The following is a 2,493-nucleotide window of genomic DNA, read 5'->3' as shown; positions in this document are numbered from 1 at the left end:
AACGCCGGGTTATTCTTATTTGTCGCTTCTTTACTCGCCTTTATCGGCCTTCACTCAAGGATGTATTGTGGTTATGCGTTATATTCGCCTGTGTATTATCTCCCTGTTAGCCACCCTGCCGCTGGCGGTACACGCCAGCCCGCAGCCGCTTGAGCAAATTAAACAAAGCGAAAGCCAGCTGTCGGGCCGCGTAGGCATGATAGAAATGGATCTGGCCAGCGGCCGCACGCTGACCGCCTGGCGCGCCGATGAACGCTTTCCCATGATGAGCACCTTTAAAGTAGTGCTCTGCGGCGCAGTGCTGGCGCGGGTGGATGCCGGTGACGAACAGCTGGAGCGAAAGATCCACTATCGCCAGCAGGATCTGGTGGACTACTCGCCGGTCAGCGAAAAACACCTTGCCGACGGCATGACGGTCGGCGAACTCTGCGCCGCCGCCATTACCATGAGCGATAACAGCGCCGCCAATCTGCTGCTGGCCACCGTCGGCGGCCCCGCAGGATTGACTGCCTTTTTGCGCCAGATCGGCGACAACGTCACCCGCCTTGACCGCTGGGAAACGGAACTGAATGAGGCGCTTCCCGGCGACGCCCGCGACACCACTACCCCGGCCAGCATGGCCGCGACCCTGCGCAAGCTGCTGACCAGCCAGCGTCTGAGCGCCCGTTCGCAACGGCAGCTGCTGCAGTGGATGGTGGACGATCGGGTCGCCGGACCGTTGATCCGCTCCGTGCTGCCGGCGGGCTGGTTTATCGCCGATAAGACCGGAGCTAGCAAGCGGGGTGCGCGCGGGATTGTCGCCCTGCTTGGCCCGAATAACAAAGCAGAGCGCATTGTGGTGATTTATCTGCGGGATACGCCGGCGAGCATGGCCGAGCGAAATCAGCAAATCGCCGGGATCGGCGCGGCGCTGATCGAGCACTGGCAACGCTAAGCCGGCGGTGGCCGCGCGCGTTATCCGGCCCGCAGCACCTCGCAGGCGTGCCGGGCGATATGACTGGCGGCGGCATCGGAAAGATGCCGGTCGGTAATGATGGTGGTGAACCGGGTCAAAGGTAACGCCATAAACGTGGCCACCTGATTGTATTTCGAACTGTCGCACAGCAGGATGCTTCTCGCGCTGACCTGGCTGACGGTCTCCTTGACGGTAACCTTGTTCTCATCAGGGGTGAATATCCCGCGACTGTCCCAGCCGCTGGCGGAGATAAAGGCCGTATCGATAGCCAGGTGGCGTAACGTACGCGCCGCCGATTCGCCCACGCAGGAGCGGTTCTCCCGGCACAGAGTGCCGCCGGTGTGGATCACGCCGCACTGGCTGGCATCGATCAGCAGCTGGGTTATCTCAAAATCATTGGTGACCACCTGGAGATCGTTCCGGTCGAGGATCGCCCGCGCCAGCGCCAGGGTGGTAGTCCCGGCATCCAGATAGATGCAACTGTTTTTAGCGATATGACTCGCCGCCAGCGCGCCGATCGCCTGTTTCTCCTCACTCTGCAGCGTGCTTTTCACCAGATGACTGGGTTCCGCGGCCAGCCGGCTGACGGCGCGTACGCCGCCCGAGACGCTGACCAGCAGCCCCTGCTCCTCCAGTTTACTGACGTCCCGACGGATGGTCATATGGGACACGCCGAGGATCTCCGTCAGCTCGTTAATGCTTACCGCCCCACGCTGCTCCACCAGGGCTAAAATACGCTGATGTCGTTCTATTGGAATCACCGCTCTCCCCTTACCATTTTTTCACACCAGGCGTCACCACCCAGGCTACGGCCCTGGCGACACCCGGTGTTGTTATCGCGCTTTGCCGCTGTTTTTTACGCTATTTTAGGGCAAGAATCGCCGCTGTGCAGCCTCTTTCCGCCTGTGAATTTTTTATATTCATGTGGGTTATTCGTGATAACTCTCACATAAATTCACATGATAACGCTTTATTCTATCATTAAATCACATTAATTAACTAATGTTCACAAGGAGACCAGCATGGCTGCACACACTAACGTCTGCGTGATTGGACTGGGTTCAATGGGCATGGGCGCCGCCCGCGCCTGCCTGCAGGCGGGCCTGAACACCTGGGGCGTTGACATCAATCCCGACAACTGTCGCGCACTGCTGGCGGCGGGCGCCAAAGGCGCGGGCCCCAGCGCGGTGCCGTTCGCCGCGGAACTGGATGCAGTTGTGCTGCTGGTGGTCAATGCCGCCCAGGTGCGGGGGATCCTGTTCGGCGAGAGCGGCCTCGCCGCCCATCTGAAGCCGGGCACCGTCGTGATGGTGTCGTCCACCATCGCCTCCGCCGATGCTCAGGCCATTGCCGAGGCGCTGGCGGAGTACCAGCTATTGATGCTCGACGCGCCGGTATCGGGCGGCGCCGTGAAAGCGGCCGCCGGCGACATGACGGTGATGGCCTCCGGGAGCGATGCCGCCTTTGCCCGACTCGCGCCGGTGCTGGACGCCGTGGCCGGCAAAGTCTACCGCATCGGGAGCGACATTGGTCTTGGC

General features: G+C 61.2%; 3 protein-coding genes. 2 read left to right on the top strand and 1 reads right to left on the bottom strand.

Annotated features, from left to right (window positions below; genetic code table 11):
* The first annotated feature begins 73 nt into the window (after nt 1–73).
* Nucleotides 74–934 (top strand): extended-spectrum class A beta-lactamase SHV-12, encoded by an 861-nt coding sequence (locus ACOI7Z_RS27030; RefSeq protein ID WP_002904004.1) that lies wholly within the window; start codon nt 74–76, stop codon nt 932–934.
* A 20-nt stretch (nt 935–954) separates the two neighbouring features.
* Here the strand turns inward: ACOI7Z_RS27030 and ACOI7Z_RS27025 are convergent, their stop codons facing one another.
* Entirely contained in the window at nt 955–1,716 is a 762-nt protein-coding gene (locus ACOI7Z_RS27025) for a DeoR/GlpR family DNA-binding transcription regulator (RefSeq protein WP_002210513.1), read from the bottom strand.
* Nucleotides 1,717–1,977: 261 nt separating this feature from the next.
* Between ACOI7Z_RS27025 and ACOI7Z_RS27020 the strand changes: the two genes are divergently transcribed.
* On the top strand, nt 1,978–2,493 hold a 516-nt coding region (locus ACOI7Z_RS27020), incomplete at its 3' end, for an NAD(P)-binding domain-containing protein (protein ID WP_032723123.1).

This window comes from Klebsiella sp. C283 (assembly GCF_048822555.1).
GTDB classification, from domain to species: domain Bacteria; phylum Pseudomonadota; class Gammaproteobacteria; order Enterobacterales; family Enterobacteriaceae; genus Klebsiella; species Klebsiella quasipneumoniae.
This window is presented reverse-complemented; position numbering and strand designations above follow the sequence as displayed.